Source organism: Glaciihabitans sp. dw_435, assembly GCF_018449675.1.
Classification (GTDB): Bacteria; Actinomycetota; Actinomycetes; order Actinomycetales; family Microbacteriaceae; genus Glaciihabitans.
In genome coordinates, this window is sequence record NZ_JAAVUZ010000006.1 from 76,425 (window position 1) to 92,378 (window position 15,954).

Consider the following 15,954-nt stretch of genomic DNA (forward strand, 5'->3'; position numbering starts at 1 on the left):
CGCGCTACGACGGGATGAACAGCGTGATGATCGACACGATCACCGCGATCACTCCGAGGCCAACCAGCACGAGCCCGGTCACCCGAAGCACCTTTTCACCGTCCGTGTGCGAGCCGATCCGCATCCGGTCGGGGGAGCGCCGGCTGTAGTGAATCTGCAGCGCGTCGGGGTCCTTGATGTCCGCAAGCTCGTCGGGTGTCAGTTCTGCCGTGTGCAGGGTGCCCTCGTCGGTCATCCATCGCACCAGCGTGCCGCCGCTGCCCGGGGCATCCACCAGTACCGCGTCTGTCTCCACCCAGCTGCCGCGCGCCGCGCGAACGATCACCAGCGTGAGCAGGCACGCGCCGCCGGCGAGAAAACCGATCCAGGTGAACAGCTCCGCCAGAAGCTCGATGAGTTTCAGCGCGGTCACGCACCCCATGATATTGGTCCCGGGCGAATTCGCGGCCTCGGAGCGGTGCTCAGATGGGACGGGTACGGTGAGTGGATGACCCAGCTGCTGCCTGCCACATCCACTCTTTCCCTCGCCGGCGTTGACCCGCGATCCACCCCGGGCTGGAAGCACGGCAAGGCGGCCGCCGAGCGAGAACTCGCCAGGGGCGCGACCGAACTCGGCACCCTGCAGGAGCAGCTCTTTGCCGAGGCGCAGCACGGCACTGGCCGCAACGTGCTGGTGGTGCTGCAGGCGATGGACACGGCCGGCAAGGGCGGAATCGTGCGCCACGTGTTCGGCGGCGCGAATCCCGCGGGCATCCACAGCTTCGCGTTTAAGGCGCCCACCGACGAGGAGAAGCAGCACGACTTCCTCTGGCGCATCCGCAAGCAGCTGCCCACGCACGGCTACATCGGGGTGTTCGACCGCTCCCACTACGAGGACGTGCTGATCGCCCGCGTGCGTCATCTCGTTGCGCCGGACGTCATCGACTGGCGGTACGAGCGCATCCGCGAGTTCGAGAAAGAACTTACCGACGGCGGCACCGCGGTCATCAAGATCATGCTGCACATCAGCTCGGACGAGCAGAAGGCCCGCCTCGCCGAACGCCTGAACCGTCCGGACAAGCTGTGGAAGTTCAACCCCGGCGATATCGACGAGCGCGAGCTGTGGCCCGCCTACCAGGAGGCGTACGAGCTCGCCATCCAGAAAACGACGACTCCGGATGCCCCGTGGTTCGTCGTTCCCGCCGACCGCAAGTGGTACGCGCGCCTCGCCGTGCAGCGACTGGTGATCGAGAAGCTGCGGTCATTCGACCTCACGTGGCCGAAGCCGGATTACGACGTCAAGGAGCAGAAGGCGCGTCTGGCCGCGAGCTAGCTGAAGGCCTCGACGATCGGGCGGAACTTCATTTTCGTTTCGGCGAGCTCCTTCTCGGGGTCGGAGTCCCCGACGATGCCCGCGCCGGCGAAGGCCGTGACGGTCCCGTCCGGGGCGATCTCCGCGCAGCGCAGGGCGACGGCCCACTCGCCGTCACCGTCGGCACCGACCCATCCCACCGGACCGGCGTAGCGGCCCCGGTCGAAGGGCTCGAGCTCGTCGATGAGGGCGATCGCGAGCGGCGTCGGCGTTCCGGCGACCGCGGCAGTGGGGTGCAGCACCGAGATGAGGTCGAGCGACGTCGATCCGTCGGTGAGCGTGGCCTCGACGTCGCTGGCGAGGTGCCAGAGATTCGGCAGCTTGAGGGTGAACGGCAGCTCGCTCGTGGTGACGTTGCGCGTGTGCTTGCGCAGCGTGGTCAGCAGGCTCTGCAGCGCATACTCGTGCTCGTCGTTGTCCTTGGTGGAGGTGGCCAGCGCGACCGCGGCTTCCTGGTCCGAGAGGGCGTCCACACCGCGGGCCATGCTGCCGGCGAGAACCCGCGCCGTGATGGATCCGCGGTGCGCGCTGATCAGCGTCTCGGGACTCGACCCGACGAGACCATCGACCGCGAAGGTGAAGCAGTCGGGGTAGCCGAGGGAAAGGTCGGCGAGGATGAGTCGCAGATCGGCGTTCTCGGGGAGGTGGCCGACGAGATCCCGGGCGAGAACCACCTTGCTGAGATCGTGGGCGCGAATGCGCTCGACCGCCGAGGCGACCGCGGCCGTGTAGCCCTCGGGGGTGAGGGCGCCGGGGGCGAACGACAGACGGAAGTCGACGCCACTCGGGCGGGCGGGCGGAAGGGTCGCCGACGAGTTGATCCTCGTGATCCAGCTGACCCCGTCGCGGCGACCGATGACGACGGACGGCACGATGAGAACGCTCGTGGATTCCGAGGTGTCGGAGAACGCGAACGCGCCGAGTGCGACGAGACCCGTGCCGGGGAGACCGACGGGATCAACCACGGTCGCAGCCGCGGCGACGCGTTGCCAGGCGGCCGCGGCATCCACCATCCGCGACGGACCATGAAACTCGAGTCGAAGTGCTTCGCCGATGCCGGCGATGCCCTGACCTCGCCGAATGAAGACCAGCGGAAAACGCGGGTCAACCAGGGGGACGAGGGGCCTAATGTCGTCCAAAAGCTGTGTCTCTACTGTGAGAGAGATCACTTGGCCTGCAGTGTCGCTCACCCTCGAACTTTACTCCGGAAGACTTGGGAGCTTTCTCACTACACTTGGGCGAGTGAGCAAGGCGAATCTAGATAAGCAACCCGAAGAGGTCGCGGGGATGTTTGACGACGTCGCCAAGCACTACGACCGTATGAACGCAGTCCTGTCGGCGGGCAATGCCTACCTGTGGCGCAACGCAACGGTCAAGGCCGTGGCACCGCTGCCGGGTGAGCGCATCCTCGACATTGCGGCGGGTACGGGCACCAGCTCTGCCGCGCTCGCGAAGCACGGCGCCCAGGTTGTTGCCGTCGACTTCTCGGCCGGCATGATCGCCGAGGGCCGCAAGCGTCACAGCAACATCGAGTTCATCGAGGCAGACGCCGAGAAGCTCCCCTTCGGCGACAACGAGTTCGACGCCGTCACGATCAGCTTCGGCCTGCGCAACGTCAATGACCCGAAGGCCGCGCTCGCCGAGATGTACCGCGTGCTCAAGCCGGGCGGCCGCCTCGTGATCTGTGAGTTCTCCCGCCCGCCCCGCGCGCTGCTGCGCACGGGCTACTGGGCCTACCTCAAGTACGTAATGCCAACCGTTGCCAGCGCCGGCAGCTCCAACCCCGCCGCGTACAAGTACCTGATGGATTCCATCAAGGACTGGCCGGACCAGGGTCAGCTCAGCCAGTGGATTCGCGGGGCCGGATTCATCCGCGTCGCGTACCGCAACCTGACCGCCGGTGTCGTTGCCCTGCACCGCGGACGCAAGCCCGTTGATGAAGCGGTGCTCGCCTCCGTCGCCAAGCGCAAGGCAACGAAGAAGCCCGCCTCGCCCGCGGCACAGCCTCCGAAGCCGTAGCTTCCCAACAGGATTGGTTTTACCGTGAATCCGAGCGCCCCACTAGCTCGCCGAAAGACGTTGAGCGCGTCTCTTGGGCTCGGCGAAAAGCTGTTTGCCTCCAGCAAGGAGCGTCGCTTTGCGAACGCGCTCGAAACCGGACTGGACGCCGTCGAGGTCGGCCTGCTGCGCGAAATGTCGTTCACCGACAATCTTGCGGATGTCACGAGCCGCTACCTGCTCGAAGCGGGCGGCAAGCGCGTGCGTCCTGTTCTCACCCTGCTGGCCGCACAGCTGGGCACGGGTAACAACGACAACGTCATCACGGCCGCGGAGGTCGTGGAGATCACGCACCTCGCCTCGCTGTACCACGACGACGTGATGGATGACTCGCAGATGCGCCGCGGTGTTCCCAGCGCGCAGTTCGTGTGGGGCAACTCGGTGGCGATCCTCACGGGCGACCTCCTCTTTGCGAGGGCGAGCCGCCTCGTGGCATCCCTCGGCACCCGGGCAATTGAACTGCAGGCCGAGACCTTCGAGCGCCTCTGCCTCGGACAGCTGCACGAGACGATCGGGCCCGGCCCGGACGACGACGCCATCGAGCACTATCTCCAGGTGCTCGCTGACAAGACCGGATCCCTCATCGCGCTCGCCGCGCAGATGGGCGTGATCTTCTCGAAGGCCCCCGAAGAGTTCGAGGTTCCGGTCGTCGAGTTCGGCGAGAAGATCGGCGTCGCGTTCCAGCTGATCGACGACGTCATCGACCTGTCCGCGCGCGGAGCCGACACCGGCAAGGTGCCCGGCACCGACCTGCGTGCCGGTGTCTCCACGCTTCCCCTGCTCTACCTGCGCCGCCGCGCCCTCACCGACCCGGCCGCCGCCGAACTGCTCGAGCGCCTGGAGAGCGGTGTACGCACCGCCCTCGCCGCCGAGGATGCCGCGTCGATCGCCGAGCCCAGCGACGTCGCCATCGACGGGACAGCGGATGACGCGGCCCTCACGATCGCGATCGCCGAGCTGCGCGACCACGACGTCACCGCCGAGACGCTCGCCGAGGCACACCGCTGGGCGGCCGACGCCGTCGCCGCGCTCGCACCGCTGCCCGACGGCCCGGTGAAAAAAGCTCTGACCAGGTTCGCCGACTCGATTGTCGAGCGCTCGAACTAACTGAAACGCCAGCTGGAAGCACCGCGCTTCCTCTGCTGCACCACCGAACACGAGGGATTTCATGACCAAGCTCCGTTTGGCCATCGTTGGAGCCGGCCCCGCCGGTATTTACGCTGCAGACATCCTGCTCAAGATGGAAAAGCAGTTCGACGTGTCGATCGACCTGTTCGAGCAGCTTCCCGCGCCCTACGGGCTGGTCCGCTATGGCGTCGCCCCGGATCATCCGCGCATCAAGGGCATCATCACCGCGCTGCGTGAGGTGCTGGACAGCGGCAAGATCCGCCTGTTCGGCAACGTTCTCTACGGGCGCGACATCACCCTCGACGACCTGAAGAAGCACTACAACGCGGTCATCTTCTCCACGGGCGCCATCCGCGACGCCGACCTGAAGATCCCCGGCATTGACGCGGAGGGCAGCTACGGCGCCGCCGACTTCGTCAGCTGGTTCGACGGTCACCCCGACGTGCCGCGCGAGTGGCCGCTCAACGCCCGCGAGATCGCCGTCATCGGCAACGGAAACGTCGCCCTCGACATCGCCCGCATGCTCGCGAAGCACGCTGACGACCTGCTGCCGACCGAGATTCCGGCGAACGTGTACGAGGGACTCGCGCAGTCACCCGTCACCGACGTGCACGTGTTCGGCCGCCGCGGACCCATGCAGGTGAAGTTCACCCCGCTGGAGCTCCGCGAGCTCGGCGAGCTCCGCGACGTCGACATGATCGTGCACGAGGAAGACTTCGACTACGACGAGGCGTCGAAGACGGCCATTGCGACGAACAAGCAGGTGCTCGTGATCGACCGCGTGCTGACCCAGTGGCGCAAGAGAGAAGTTGGCGAGGCATCCCGTCGTCTGCACCTGCACTTCTACGCGAAGCCCCTTGAGGTCGTGACGGATGACTCGGGCCACGTGTCAGCGTTCAGGTTCGAGCGCACCGTGCCCGACGGTCAGGGCGGCGTGGCGGGTACCGGAGAGATCCGCGAGATTCCGATTCAGGCGATCTACCGCGCGGTGGGGTACTTCGGCTCCGAGCTGGACGGCATTCCGTTCGACGAGAAGCGCGGCGTCATCCCGAACCGCGAGGGCCAGGTCATCGACGATGTCGACCAGCAGCTGCACGGCATTTATGCGACCGGCTGGATCAAGCGTGGACCCGTCGGCCTCATCGGTCATACCAAGAGCGACGCCATGGAGACCATCAAGCACGTCGTCAACGACCAGCCCAGCTGGTGGACGCCGGTCTCGCCCGACGAGGAGTCCGTCGTCGAGCTGCTGAAGTCGCGCGGCGTGGAGTTCACGAACCTCGACGGTTGGCACAACCTCGACGCGCACGAGATGTCGCTGGGCGAGCCGCAGGGCCGCATCCGCATCAAGGTCGTTCCGCGCGACGAGATGGTGCGCGTCTCCAACCAGTAGGAGAGTCGGGATGACCCGGGCGGGGGTTTACTGCACGGCGGCGGTTAGCCGTGCCACGTTGTCGAGCACGCGGCTGGGCAGCGGACGGGTGAGCCACTCTTCGAGCAGCAGTTCACGCGAGGCATCCCGATAATCCTGCTCAAGGTCGCGCAGTCCCTTGACGAACTTCGGGCCGCGGATCATCACCGAGATCTCGAGGTTCAGGCTGAACGAGCGCATGTCCATGTTGCTGGAGCCGATCACCGCGACCTGGTCGTCGATCGTGAAGTGCTTCGCGTGCAGCACCGTGGGGGAGTGGTAGAGCCAGATCCGCACGCCGGCGCGCAGCAGCTCTTCGTAGTAGCTGCGCTGCGCGTGGTAGACCACGGGCTGGTCGCCGATCTCCGACACGAACAGCTGCACGTCGAGCCCGCTCTGCGCCGCCGTAGTGATGGCGTAGAGCATCGATTCATCCGGCACAAAATAGGGGCTCGTGATGATGATCCGCTCTTGCGCGGCGTAGAGCAGCGAGTTGAACAGGCGCAGGTTGTTTTCACCGTCGAATCCGGGGCCGCTGGGCACGACCTGCGCGTCGAGCAGTTCCTCGGTGGTCGACGGCTCGAGGATCTCGACCTCGCGCAGCAGCAGCTCGTCGGTCTCGGTGTACCAGTCGGTGACGAAGAGGGCGTTGATACCCGCGACGATGGGGCCCTCGAAGCGCACCATCAGGTCTTTCCAGCGCAGGCCGCGCTTGATGTTTCCCCGCTTGTTGTAGGACTTGTCGATCATGTTCTGCGACCCGGTGAAGGCAACCGTGTTGTCGATGATGAGCAGCTTGCGGTGGTTACGCAGGTCGGGGCGCTGGAACTTTCCCTGCAGCGGCTGCACCGGCAGCATCAGGGCCCACTTCACGCCGATCGACTTCAGCTTGCGAATGGTGCGGTGGTAGCCGGGCGAGCGAAGGGATGCCACGTGGTCGAGCATCACGCGCACGGTCACGCCGCGCTGCACCGCCTCTTCCATGGCGTCGAAGAACGGACGCGTCGTGTCATCGAGGGCGATGATGTAGAACTCTGCGTGCACGAAGCGCTTGGATGTGCGCACCGCCTCGGTCATCGCCTCGAGGGACGCCTCGTAGTGCGGAAACAGGTGCGCGGTGTTGCCGCCGACGAGCGGCATGGCGCCCAGGGTGCGGTTGAGCTCGACGATCGGTTCGAGCCAGCCGGGCCACGGGTTGTCGCGGCTGACCCGGTCGATGCCCTCGGTCGTCTCGATGATGTACTGGTTGATTTCGCGCTGCTTCTGGCGGCGCTTCTTCGGCAGGCGCCGGCTTCCGAGCAGCAGGAACAGCAGGAACCCGACGTACGGGATGAAGAAGATCGTCAGCAGCCACGCGGTCGCGGTCTGGGGACGTCGGTTGCGGGGCACCACGATGACGCACACCACGCGGATGACGAAGTCGATCACCAGCAGCGCGATGCCGCCGATCAGCGCGATCGTTGACCAGTTCCAACCCACTGCGTCCCCCTACGGATTTCTGCGGTGCTGTGGTGCGCGCGCGACCGTCCGGAGCGGCAGCCGGCTGGTGTTAGCGGAAGTTGACGAACTGAAGGTCGACGTCGAGGTCCTTGCCCTTGAGCAACGCCATCGTCGACTGCAGGTCATCGCGGCTCTTGGACTGCACACGCAGCTCATCGCCCTGGATCTGCGACTTGACCGACTTGGGTCCCTCGTCGCGAATGATCTTGCTGACCTTCTTCGCGTCTTCCGAGGAGATGCCGTTCTTCAGCGAGATCTCGATGCGGTATTCCTTACCGCTCGCGTAGGGCTCGCCCGTGTCGAGGCTGCGCAGTGAAATCCCGCGCTTGATGAACTTGGCCTCGAGCACCTCGAGGACGGCCTTCACGCGCTCTTCGGCGCTGGCCTTGAGAAGCAACTTCTCGCCGCTCCAGTCGACGGATGCGCCAATGCCCTTGAAGTCGTATCGCGTTGCGATTTCCTTCTGGGCCTGGTTGACGGCGTTGTCCGCCTCCATCTTGTCGACCTTGCTGACGATGTCGAATGAGGAATCTGCCATGGCCCCAGTTTAACCTGTGAAGACCCTTAGCGACTGACCGGTCGTGCCGTGCTTCCCCGCACGATCAATTCATAGGGCAACGGGATGTGCGGAGCCCCCGCATGACGCGCGCTCGGGTGCAGCTCCTCCATGAGAATCTCCACAGCCATCTGTCCCTGCAGAGCCGGAAACTGGGCGATCGTGCTGAGCCCGAAGAACGCGGACAGCTCGTGGTCGTCGATGCCGATCACTGAAACGTCGCGCGGCACCGTCAGCCCCATGTCGCGGGCGGCGAGGATCGTTCCGATCGCCATTTCGTCCGAGGCGGCGAAGACTGCCGTCGGGCGCTTGCGGGGTTGGCCGAGCAGTTGCTTCGCCGCGCGGTACCCGCCCTCGATGGTGAAGTCGCCCACGTGAAAGAGCTCCGGGTCGGGCGAGATCCCCTCGGCCTGCAGCGCGAGCTCGTAGCCGACCCTCCTGTTGGTGGGCAGGTGGAAGTCGGTCTCAGAGGCCGGGTCGCCGCCAATGTGGGCGATCGCGCGATGCCCGAGCGACAGCAGGTGTTCCGTCGCGAGCCGCGCGACCTCGACATCGTCGATGCTCAGGGTGCGCACACCGGGAAGCGGCCCACCTACCCCCACGATGGGCTTGTTCATCGCCAGGAGTCGCCCCACCTCTCCGGGGGTGAGCTCGAGGGAGATGGCGATCACGGCATCCACTCTCTTGCGCAGCAGAAAATGTTCGAAGACGCTGCGGCGTTCGTCGCCACCTCCGCCGAGGTTGTACAGGGTGAGGTCGTAGCCGTGACTGAGCAGGGCGGACTCTGCTCCCTCGATCACCGAACTGAAGAACCAGCGGCTGAGAAACGGGATGACGACGCCGACATTTTTCGTGCGCCCGGTGGCAAGGCTCGACGCGTTGGAGGAGACGACGTAGCCAAGAGTCTTCGCGGCCGTCAGTACACGCTGGCGGGTAGCGGATGACACGTGGCCGTTGCCACTGAGAGCGCGGGAGACGGTCGCGGTGGAGACGCCCGCGAGTTCGGCAACCTCGTTGATACCCGGCATCCGCGCCACCTCCTTTGGGCACTGATACTAGTGCTGGCGTTTATGACGAATGCGGGCGCGAGATGTGGTCACGGCAGGGCGAATTTCCTTGTATCCTTGTCCAGCGCCTTCGGACAGGTGATCACACGTGGTCGGGAGCGCTCTGGCGAGTTACCCAAGCGGCCAAAGGGATCTGACTGTAAATCAGACTGCTCAGCATTCGGGGGTTCGAATCCCTCACTCGCCACGGATGTCCTTCACAGGACACGCAAAAGCCCCGGACCACGTGTCCGGGGCTTTTTGCATGCCGGGTATCCGTGCCGGGGCGATGGGCACAGGGCGGGGATAGAGTGCGTCGTATGAACACAATCACGGACCGCGCCGGTGAGTAACGACCTGCTCGACCTCGCCCGCGATGTCGCCTTTGCCGCCGGGGAGCTGGTCTACCGCCGCCGCGCGGAGGGCGTCACCGTCGCCGACCACAAATCGTCGCCCGTCGACGTCGTGACGCTGGCCGATCGTGAGAGCGAGGCACTCATCCGGTCGATGCTTGCTGACGCCCGACCGAATGACGCATTCTTCGGCGAGGAGACGTCCGGTGAGGCGGCGGCCCGTGACGGCGGCACCAGCGGTCTGACGTGGATCGTCGACCCGATCGACGGCACGGTCAACTACCTCTACGACATCCCGCACTATGCGATCAGCATCACCGTGGTCGAGGGCGACCCCAACCCGTTCACCTGGAACGCGCTCGCCGGGTGTGTGCTCAACCCCGCGACGGGAGAAGTCTTCACCGCCACGGCGGGCGAGGGCGCCTGGCTGGGGGATACGGCGATCCATGCCGCTCCCTCGGTTGACCTGGCGCAGGCCCTCGTGGCGACCGGCTTCGGCTACGACGCGGAGGTGCGCCGCGCGCAGGGCGCGGTCGTCGCGCAGTTATTGCCCGAGGTTAGGGACATCCGGCGCATGGGAACCGCTTCACTCGACCTGTGCTTCGTCGCCAACGGTCGCCTCAATGCCTACTTCGAGCGCGGCCTCCAACACTGGGACCACGCAGCCGGCGCCCTGATCGCGCGGGAGGCCGGTGCCCGGGTGACCGGGTTCGACGGCGTCGCGGCAAGCCGCGAGTTCACGCTCGCGGGAGCGCCGGAACTCGCTGCCGCGCTTGAGGCGCGACTGATTGATCTCGGCGTCTGACTTCATTCCCATCGCGGCACCTGACACCCGTCGTGAAGCTCCGTTTCCATGCCGTGAGCGGTACTCACACTGGCATTTACCTCCAAGCCGCGGTCCCCGACTGGCCAGATTCCGAGTCTGTGGCTACGATGGACTCTTGTTCGTTATCTGACCGTGATTATTCGTCCGGTCAGGTTGCACCCGAAGAAGCGGCATTTCCCATAAGGGAATGTTTCGCGTTTAGAGGAGTATCGCCATGTTTGTACGCCCTTCTGAGCGTGGCGTGACCAATTTTCCGGCTACCGAACGCGGTAACGCGTGACGTCCGAAGACCTTCGCGAAGAAGGCGCCCCCGCAGCCCCGCTGACCCGGCGTGAACTTCGCGAACGCGAACGCGCCGCAGAAGCGGCCCTCGCGCAGGCTCCCGCAACTCCCGTCGCATTAGTTTCCACCGGTACCGCCGCGCTTCCCGTCGTTCTGACGTCGACCACCGCCGTCACCACCCACTCCGTTCCGACCGCCACGGTCCCGCTCACCACGGTGATGGCCCCGTCCGCTCCGGTCGCCGCCATGCCCGTCGCCGTCCCGGCCCCTCCGGTGTTCACTCCCGAGGCGCACGCCGAGCCGGTCATCGTGAAGCCGGTGAAGCCCGGATCCGCGCGAGCGCGCCGCGCACGTGTCATCCGCGACGCCCACCGCTCCCGCCCGTCGGCCCCGCCGTCGTCCTCGTCTTCTCCCGCTCTCGCCCGCAAGCGCGCCGCCGGAAAGCTCGTCTCGTTCGCCGCTCTGTTGTTCGCCGGCGCGATCCTGGTGAGCCTCACGGTGCCGTCGAGCCTCTTCTTCGCCAATCACGCGGATTCGGCAGTGGATGTCACGGCTGCCGCCTCCGCGTCCGCCGATGTCTCCGAGGCCGCTGCAGCGAAGGTCACCCCGGTGCAGACCATCGCGCCCGTCGACGACTCCGTGAAGGAGACACCCGTCACGCGCGATGCGTGGGATGTCGTCTCCGGCGCGGAACTCGCCCAGGTGAGCTACGGCGCGCGGACGACCGCCTACTCGGTGGACAACTCGGGTGCCGTGCGCTGGCCGTTCGAGTACGCGGCATCGATCTCCGACGGCTTTGGCGCCCGCGTCTCGCCGTGTTCGGGTTGCTCGACCTCCCACAAGGGAACCGACTTCACCCCCGGCGAGGGCGCCGCGATCTACGCGATCGCCGATGGCGTCGTCAGCGCGCACGATGTATCGGCGTGGGGCCTCGGCAACCACGTCATCATCGAGCACGTGATCAACGGCAAGAAGGTCACCAGCGTCTACGCGCACATGCGTTCGGGTTCCGTTGCGCTCAAGGCCGGTGACGTCATCAAGAAGGGTGACTTCATCGGGCTCGTCGGCATGACCGGAGCGGCCACCGGCCCGCACCTTCACTTCGAGATCCACCTCGACGGTGTCGCCGTCGACGCCTTCACGTGGCTCAAGGCGAACACCGCCTCCTAAGCTCCTCGGTCGGAGCCCCGGCCCCGCGTCGCTCGTTATGCCGCGCGGTTGCGCCCTGTAGGCGCGCCCGTGCGTTTGCCGCAACTGGGCGACCTGAATGGGCTTGCAGCGGTGAGTTGCGGCAAACGGCCGTTTCGGGGACTTGGCCGGCCGCCGAGGGTGCATTTGCCGCAACTGGTCGGCCCGCAAGTCCGCGTGCATCCGCGAGTTGCGGCAAGTGGCTCGTTCGAGGGCCGCTGAGGGTGCGTTTGCCGCAACAGGGGGCGGTGAATGGGCGTGAGCAGCGGTGAGTTGCGGCAAATGCGCTGTTCGAGGGCCTCAGATGACCGTCGAGGGTGCATTTGCCGCAACTGGGTGAGCCGCGAGTCACGCAGGGCGCAAAAATGCTCCAAGATCCCAAGATCTTGGAGCATTCTCACGTGGTGCGCCGACCGAGCGACGCGGCGGGCCGCGGGACTGGTGGGACGGGTGCCCGGGGCGGAGCGGCGGCACTGATGGGGCGGATGCCCCGGGGCGGGGCTAGGCGCGGGTTGTCAGCCAGACCGTGGCATCCGCCGGCAGGGCCGCCTCTGACAGGGGCTCGCTCGACACGATGATGTCGCCGACGGGCAGTTCCACGGGAACGGTTCCGGTGTTGGCGATCACGGTGACGGTGCCGTTGGTGAACGCGACGACGTCCTCGCCGTAGCCCTGGAGCCAGACGTGGGTGCCGAGGCCGAGACCGTGGGTCGCGCGCTCGCGCAGGGCCAGCGTGTAGAGCTCCAGGGTGCTGCCGGGGGTGCCAGCCTGCACGTCGCGCGCGTAGCGGTCCCAGTCGGAGGGCTGGGGCAGCCAGCTCGCGGCCGTGGGGCCGAAGCCGTACGACGGGGCGCCCGCCTCCCACGGGATGGGCACACGAGCGCCGTCGCGGCCGTACTTCTCGCCGTGGTGGCGGAAGTACGTGGGGTCCTGGCGTGCGGAGTCGGGCATCTCGATGACCTCGGGCAGGCCGAGCTCCTCGCCCTGGTAGACGTAGGCGCTGCCGGGAAGAGCCAGCATGAGCAACGACGCGGCGCGGGCGCGGCGCAGGCCGAGCTCCTCGTCGATGGCGATCTCGCTGCGGGGTCCGATGCCCTCACCCTGGGGCGGCGGCGGGTTCAGCGCGAGACGGGTTGCATGGCGGATGACATCGTGGTTCGAGAGCACCCACGTGCTCGGTGCGCCGACGCCGCTGAACGCTTCAATCGACTCGTCGATGATGGCGCGCAGGCGGGAGCCCGACCACGGGGTCTCGAGGTAGCTGAAGTTGAACGCCTGCTGCATCTCGTCCGGGCGCACCCAGTTCGCGAGCATGGTCAGCGGTTCGACCCAGGCCTCGGCGCAGAGAACGCGGTCGCCCTCAAACTCCTCCAGCACCTTGTGCCAGTCGCGGTAGATCTCGTGCACGCCGGGCTGGGCCCAGTACGGAACATCCACCGGCTGGCTCATGGAGTTGCCGATCGAGTTGGGGTCGTACGCCGGCGGGTTGAAGTCGGGGAGTCCCTCGACCTTCACCATGCCGTGGGCGACATCGACACGGAAGCCATCGACGCCGCGACGCAGCCAGAAGCGCAGGATGTCGCGGAACTGCTCGCGAATCCAGGGATTGGTCCAGTCGAGGTCCGGCTGGGAGCTGTCGAAGAGGTGCAGGAACCACTGTCCGGGCGTGCCGTCGGGGTTGGTGGTGCGGGTCCAGGCCGCGCCACCGAAGACGGACTGCCAGTTGTTCGGCGGCAGTTCGCCGTTCGCACCGAGGCCGTCGCGGAAGATGTAGCGCGCACGGGTTTCGGATCCTGGGCCGTCGGCCAGGGCATCGATGAACCACTGGTGCGCGCTCGACGTGTGGTTGGGAACGAGGTCAACAATTACGCGCAGTCCAAGGCGGTGTGCCTCCTGCTCCAGACGGTCGAAGTCGTCGAGCGTTCCAAACAGGGGATCGACGTCGCAGTAGTCGGCCACGTCGTAGCCGGCGTCCTTCTGCGGGGACGTGAAGAAGGGGGAGAGCCAGATGGCGTCGATGCCAAGGGTCTTCAGGGCGGGCAGGCGGCTGGTGATTCCGGTGAGGTCGCCGATGCCGTCGCCATCCGAGTCCGCGAATGACCGGGGGTAGATCTGGTAGATGACGGCACTGCGCCACCACTCCGAGCCCGCCGTAACGGTGGTCTCGGGCAGCGCGGTCACGTCTGTGGGCAGCGAGGATTCCGGTGCACTTTCGAGGGTCATGGCCAAAACCCTACGGCATGGGCACACGGTGGTCCCCATATTGTGCAAGCGGTTGCATACCGAGATTGCCGAGGCGAAAACGGAAAGTAACCCGCCCGTAATACCTACGTCGCGCGGGTGTGCGAAAGTAGCCGAATGTCGACGCCATCCCTCCCGGGCCTGTTTGCGCAGCCCCACCACGACGGCTCACCGCTGTACGTGTCTTCGTCTGCTCCGGAACTCGGGGATGTTGTGCGCGTGCGACTGCGCATTCCGGTGGAGTTCGGCGCAGTGGCATCCGTTCACACCCGGTCCAATCCTGACCATGAACCGCGCTTCAGCGAGGCGGTCATTGCCGGGACGACGGATGGCGCGGACTGGTGGGAAGCACCCGTCGCTGTGGAGAACCCGGTTCACGGATATCGCTTCCTTATTACGATGGTCGGTGGCGAACGCCTCTGGGTGAACGCGACGGGCGTGCATACGATCGAGACCCTCGACAGCGAAGACTTCCGGTTGGTGACGTACCCCGCACCGCCGGAGTGGGCCGCCGCGACGGTGCTGTATCAGATCTTCCCCGACCGCTTCGGGCGCTCGAACGCGGCCAACGACCGCGAGCTGCCCATGTGGGCGCAGCCGGCCGAGTGGACGGACCCGGTCGACCAGCGTCGCCCCGAGGCCGCTCTGCAGTTCTACGGCGGCGACCTGGCAGGCATCGAGGAGCACCTCGACCACCTCGAGCGGCTCGGCATCACCATGATCTACCTCACCCCCGTCTTTCCGGCACAGTCCAACCACCGCTACGACGCGTTTTCCTTCGACGTTGTCGACCCGCTCCTGGGTGGGGACAGCGCATTGATCTCCCTGATCGAGGCGGCCCACAAGCGTGGCTTCAAGATCATCGGGGACCTCACGAGCAACCACTCGGGCGACGCGCACGAGTGGTTCCGGGCATCCCACCGCAACCCGGGTGCCGCCGAGAGCGAGTTTTACTACTGGCGGGACGAAGCGCAGGAGACCTACGCCTCCTGGCTCGGGGTGCCCAGCCTGCCCAAGCTGAACTGGAACTCGGACACCCTGCGCAGCCGGTTCATCGAGGGCGATGACTCGGTCGTCGCCAAGTGGCTGAAACCGCCGTACAACTTCGACGGCTGGCGCATCGACGTGTCGAACATGACCGGGCGCTACCTCGACGAGGACCACAACACCTCGGTGCGCCGCGCGATCCGCAAGACCATGATCGATGTGAACCCCGACACCATCCTGCTGGGGGAGTCCACGAACGATGCGGCCGCCGACTTCACGGGCGACTCGTGGCACGGCGCGATGACTTACGCGAACTTCACCCGGCCGCTGTGGGGATGGCTCTCCGCCCCCGGCAGTCCCGCCGGCGGTGGCCTGGGCGTGGCGCAGCAGCTCACCCCCGATTACTCGGCCGAGCAGTTCTATGCCGCCCACGTGCGCTTCTCGGCGGGGTTCACCTGGCGTGTGCGCCTGTCGAACATGAATGCGCTCGACACCCATGACACCCCGCGGTTCCTCACGCACGCGCTTCCGGGTGTTCTGCCGGTGGCGCTGGGCCTGTCGATGACGCTCCCGGGCATCCCCGTGGTCTGGGCCGGGGATGAGTTCGGCCTCACCGGCGTCGATGGCGAGCACTCTCGCACTCCGATGCCCTGGGATAACGTCGACGACGCCCGGGAGACGATTGACCTCTACGCGACGCTGATTCACCTGCGCACGGGTCATCCGGCCCTCAACGGTGGAGGCATCCGATGGCTGCACGCCGGCGATGACGTGGTCGTGTTCGTGCGTGAGAGTGTCGACGAGAGCGTGCTAGTCGTTGCCGCGCGCAGCGGTTTCGATGTGACGCTGCCGGCGTCGGCGGCTCCGGGAGAGCTCGGGCACCTCTTCGGTCACACACATGCGGAGAGAGCGGATGACGGTGCGCTGCGGTTGTACGGAGAGGGTCCGTCGTTCGCCGCCTGGCAGCTTCCGGGTGTCGATCTGGCGACCGTGGGGTTCGCTGGCTGATTGGCGCGATCCGCATTCA

At 66.3% G+C, this 15,954-nt stretch carries 13 protein-coding genes and 1 tRNA gene; 8 read left to right on the top strand and 6 right to left on the bottom strand.

Annotated features, from left to right (window positions below; all coding sequences use genetic code 11):
* Positions 1–4 precede the first annotated feature (4 nt).
* Positions 5–412 carry a hypothetical protein gene (locus HB677_RS10025; RefSeq protein WP_213815564.1) on the bottom strand — a complete coding sequence of 136 codons (408 nt, stop codon included), beginning with the start codon at positions 410–412 and terminating at the stop codon, positions 5–7.
* A 75-nt stretch (positions 413–487) separates the two neighbouring features.
* Between HB677_RS10025 and HB677_RS10030 the strand changes: the two genes are divergently transcribed.
* Positions 488–1,312 (top strand): PPK2 family polyphosphate kinase, encoded by an 825-nt coding sequence (locus HB677_RS10030; protein ID WP_213815565.1) that lies wholly within the window; start codon positions 488–490, stop codon positions 1,310–1,312.
* Here the strand turns inward: HB677_RS10030 and HB677_RS10035 are convergent.
* Entirely contained in the window at positions 1,309–2,541 is a 1,233-nt protein-coding gene (locus tag HB677_RS10035; RefSeq protein ID WP_307852553.1) for an isochorismate synthase, read from the bottom strand. The genes HB677_RS10030 and HB677_RS10035 overlap by 4 nt on opposite strands.
* Positions 2,542–2,593: 52 nt before the next feature.
* Between HB677_RS10035 and ubiE the strand changes: the two genes are divergently transcribed.
* The 3 genes from ubiE to HB677_RS10050 all read left to right on the top strand — a co-directional run bounded on the left by ubiE (position 2,594) and on the right by HB677_RS10050 (position 5,930).
* Positions 2,594–3,370 (top strand): bifunctional demethylmenaquinone methyltransferase/2-methoxy-6-polyprenyl-1,4-benzoquinol methylase UbiE, encoded by a 777-nt coding sequence (ubiE, locus tag HB677_RS10040; protein ID WP_307852554.1) that lies wholly within the window; start codon positions 2,594–2,596, stop codon positions 3,368–3,370.
* A 24-nt stretch (positions 3,371–3,394) separates the two neighbouring features.
* The gene (locus HB677_RS10045; protein ID WP_213815568.1) at positions 3,395–4,516 is read left to right on the top strand and encodes a polyprenyl synthetase family protein; all 1,122 of its coding nucleotides are present in this window, start codon (positions 3,395–3,397) and stop codon (positions 4,514–4,516) included.
* Between the two features lie 61 nt (positions 4,517–4,577).
* The gene (locus HB677_RS10050; RefSeq protein ID WP_213815569.1) at positions 4,578–5,930 is read left to right on the top strand and encodes an FAD-dependent oxidoreductase; all 1,353 of its coding nucleotides are present in this window, start codon (positions 4,578–4,580) and stop codon (positions 5,928–5,930) included.
* A 27-nt stretch (positions 5,931–5,957) separates the two neighbouring features.
* On the opposite strand, the gene cls is transcribed toward HB677_RS10050, so the two are convergent.
* The 3 genes from cls to HB677_RS10065 form a co-directional block, all read right to left on the bottom strand.
* On the bottom strand, positions 5,958–7,427 hold the full coding sequence (gene cls / locus HB677_RS10055) for a cardiolipin synthase (protein WP_213815570.1): 1,470 nt from the start codon (positions 7,425–7,427) through the stop codon (positions 5,958–5,960).
* 70 nt (positions 7,428–7,497) lie between these two features.
* Positions 7,498–7,986: a YajQ family cyclic di-GMP-binding protein gene (locus HB677_RS10060; RefSeq protein ID WP_213815571.1), complete on the bottom strand. Its 489-nt coding sequence runs from the start codon at positions 7,984–7,986 to the stop codon at positions 7,498–7,500.
* Positions 7,987–8,012: 26 nt separating this feature from the next.
* A complete protein-coding gene (locus HB677_RS10065) occupies positions 8,013–9,032 on the bottom strand; it encodes a LacI family DNA-binding transcriptional regulator (RefSeq protein ID WP_213815572.1) in 1,020 nt (339 codons plus the stop codon).
* 144 nt (positions 9,033–9,176) lie between these two features.
* On the opposite strand from HB677_RS10065, the gene HB677_RS10070 reads away from it, so the two are divergent.
* From HB677_RS10070 to HB677_RS10080, 3 genes are all read left to right on the top strand, one after another.
* Positions 9,177–9,258: transfer RNA gene (locus HB677_RS10070), tRNA-Tyr, on the top strand.
* A 137-nt stretch (positions 9,259–9,395) separates the two neighbouring features.
* The gene (locus HB677_RS10075; protein WP_213815573.1) at positions 9,396–10,208 is read left to right on the top strand and encodes an inositol monophosphatase family protein; all 813 of its coding nucleotides are present in this window, start codon (positions 9,396–9,398) and stop codon (positions 10,206–10,208) included.
* A 297-nt stretch (positions 10,209–10,505) separates the two neighbouring features.
* A complete protein-coding gene (locus tag HB677_RS10080) occupies positions 10,506–11,681 on the top strand; it encodes a M23 family metallopeptidase (RefSeq protein WP_213815574.1) in 1,176 nt (391 codons plus the stop codon).
* Between the two features lie 519 nt (positions 11,682–12,200).
* On the opposite strand, the gene HB677_RS10085 is transcribed toward HB677_RS10080, so the two are convergent.
* The gene (locus HB677_RS10085; RefSeq protein WP_213815575.1) at positions 12,201–13,922 is read right to left on the bottom strand and encodes a glycoside hydrolase family 13 protein; all 1,722 of its coding nucleotides are present in this window, start codon (positions 13,920–13,922) and stop codon (positions 12,201–12,203) included.
* Positions 13,923–14,057: 135 nt separating this feature from the next.
* On the opposite strand from HB677_RS10085, the gene HB677_RS10090 reads away from it, so the two are divergent.
* On the top strand, positions 14,058–15,935 hold the full coding sequence (locus HB677_RS10090; protein ID WP_213815576.1) for a glycoside hydrolase family 13 protein: 1,878 nt from the start codon (positions 14,058–14,060) through the stop codon (positions 15,933–15,935).
* Positions 15,936–15,954 lie beyond the last annotated feature (19 nt).